Source organism: Pseudomonas sp. TNT3, assembly GCF_010095445.2.
In the GTDB taxonomy this organism is placed as follows: Bacteria; Pseudomonadota; Gammaproteobacteria; order Pseudomonadales; family Pseudomonadaceae; genus Aquipseudomonas.
In genome coordinates this window covers 1-2556 of the sequence record NZ_WFGV02000124.1, presented here as the reverse complement: position 1 = coordinate 2556, position 2556 = coordinate 1, and the positions used below count along the sequence as shown (strand labels likewise).

4 protein-coding genes are annotated in these 2556 nt (G+C 64.8%); all 4 read left to right on the top strand.

The features are described from left to right. Nucleotides 1–674: alpha/beta hydrolase (locus GBC55_RS29645; protein WP_247267078.1), on the top strand; the 674-nt coding region annotated here is incomplete at its 5' end. Continuing rightward, entirely contained in the window at nt 671–1507 is an 837-nt protein-coding gene (locus GBC55_RS29640) for an IclR family transcriptional regulator (protein ID WP_162441206.1), read from the top strand. The genes GBC55_RS29645 and GBC55_RS29640, both read left to right, overlap by 4 nt. 1 nt (nt 1508) lies before the next feature. After that, nucleotides 1509–2306, top strand: coding sequence for an SDR family oxidoreductase (locus tag GBC55_RS29635; protein ID WP_162441205.1), 798 nt, complete (start codon nt 1509–1511; stop codon nt 2304–2306). After that, the coding region (locus tag GBC55_RS29630) for a thiamine pyrophosphate-binding protein (protein ID WP_247267077.1) at nt 2299–2556 on the top strand (258 nt) is incomplete at its 3' end. The genes GBC55_RS29635 and GBC55_RS29630, both read left to right, overlap by 8 nt.

Here is a 2556-nt window from a genome sequence, read left to right as displayed (position 1 = left end):
CCCGGGTGATTGCCTGGGACGCGCCCGGCTACGGTGACTCCACGCCGCTGCGGGCACTGGCGCCCGATGCGTCGGACTATGCCGAGCGACTGCTGCAGATGCTCGACGCACTGGGTATCCAGCGCTGCGTGCTGGTGGGTCATTCCCTCGGCGCGATCACCGCCACCGCGTTTTCCAGCGGTGTGCAGCAACAGCGCATCAGTCGGCTGGTGTTGATCAGCCCGGCGCAGGGTTACGGCCATCCATCCCGTGCCTTGCAGCGCCAGGAAGTACGCAGCAAACGCCTGCGCGCGCTGGAGCAACTGGGCATTCAAGGCATGGCCGAACAACGCAGTGCGCACATGCTGTCGCCCAACGCCAACCCGAAGGCGCACGCCTGGGTGCAATGGAACATGGCGCGGCTCAAGCCCGACGGGTATCGCCAGGCCATTGAATTGCTGTGCGGCGAAGACTTGCTGCGGCACGCACCGTTGTCGATGCCGTGCGAAGTGCATTGCGGGGAAGCCGACGGCATCACCCCGCCCGAAAGCTGCCTGCCCCTCGCCAAGGCGCTGGGCGGCACGTTCAACCTGATTGCCGATGCCGGGCACGCCAGCCCCATCGAACAACCGTGTGTCGTCGCGGGCCGTCTGGCCTGCGCCATCAAAGAATCCCTGACAGGTGCATCGCTATGAACGATTCAGATCTGCTGAAGGACGCTCAGGACAAATACATCGTGCCGGGACTGGAGCGCGGCCTGCTGCTGCTCTGCGAGTTCAGCCGGCGCAATCGCACGCTGACCGCGCCGGAACTCGCCCGCCGCCTGGCCTTGCCGCGCTCGACGATCTTTCGCCTGCTGACGACGCTGGAAACCATGGGCTTCGTCACCCGCAGCGGCAACGAATATCGCCTCGGCATGTCGGTGCTGCGCCTGGGCTTCGAATACCTCGCCTCCCTGGAACTCACTGAACTCGGCCAGCCACTGCTGGCGCGGTTGTGCGACCGCCTCAACTACCCGAGCAACCTGGTGGTGCGCGACGGCCGCTCGATCGTCTACGTGGCCAAGGTCTCGCCACCGTCGGTATTTTCCAGCGCGGTCAACGTCGGCACTCGCCTGCCCGCCCACGCCACCGTGCTGGGGCGCATTTTGCTCGAAGACCTGTCGCTCGCCGAGTTGCGTGAGCTGTACCCGGAAGATCATCTGGAACAGTTCTCGCCCTGCACGCCGAAAACCGTGATGGAGCTGTTCGACATGGTTCAGGCCGACCGTCAGCGCGGGTTTGTCAGCGGTGAAGGCTTCTTCGAGTCGGCCATTTCAACCGTTGCCGCACCGGTGCGCGATCAGTCCGGGCAGATTGTCGCGGCGTTGGGCGTGACGATTCCGACCACGCAAATTGCCCACGTCAACTTCAACGAATTGCTCCTGCAAGTGCGGCGCAGCGCCGACGAGTTGTCGCGTCTGCTCGATTACAACAGCGGCGCCGGCCACGACGGTCAGAACCGCGTGACGGCCTTGATGAGGGATTGAGATGAGCCTTTATCAACTGCAAGGCCGCACGGCCATCGTCACCGGCGGCTCTTCGGGCATTGGCCTGGCGTGCGTCGAGTTGCTGCTCGAAGCCGGCGCGGCCGTGGCCTTCTGCGGTCGCGACGAAGATCGCCTGCGCAACGCCGAAACCGCCTTGCGCCAACGCTTTCCTGAGGCACGGTTGCTGGCCCGGGTCTGTAACGTGCTCGACGCCGATTCAGTCAACGCCTTCGCCGCCGCCAGCCTCGCTGCATTGGGACCGGCCAGCGTGCTGGTCAATAACGCCGGGCAAGGCCGCGTGTCGACCTTCGCCGACACCACCGACAGCGCCTGGACCGAAGAGCTGAACCTGAAGTTCTTCTCGGTGATCAACCCGGTCCGTGCGTTCAAGACACAGCTTCAAGGTCAAGCGGACGCCGCCATCGTCTGCGTCAATTCGCTGCTGGCCAGCCAGCCCGAACCGCACATGGTCGCCACCTCCGCCGCCCGTGCCGGGGTAATGAACCTGGTGCGTTCGATGGCCACCGAGTTTGCCCCCGACGGCATTCGGGTCAACGGCATCCTGATTGGCCTGGTGGAATCCGGGCAATGGCGCCGACGTTTCGAAGCCCGCGAAGAGCGGGATCTGGACTGGACCCAATGGACCGCCCAACTCGCACAACGCAAACACATTCCCTTGGGGCGCCTGGGCCTGCCGATTGAAGCGGCCCGCGCGATCCTGTTTCTGGCTTCGCCCCTGTCGGCTTACACCACAGGCAGCCATATCGATGTTTCTGGAGGCCTGTCCCGCCATGCGTAATGAAAATACTGTGACCGTTGGCGCTGCCATCACCGCGTTCCTCGAACAGTGCGACGTCAAGGCCGCGTTCGGCGTGATCTCGATCCACAACATGCCGATCCTCGATGCCTTCGCTGTACGCGGCAACATCCGCTTTGTCATGGCCCGGGGCGAAGCCGGCGCCACCAACATGGCCGATGCCTATGCCCGCACCACCGGGGGTCTGGGCGTGTGCCTGACCTCCACCGGCACCGCCGCCGGCAACGCGGCC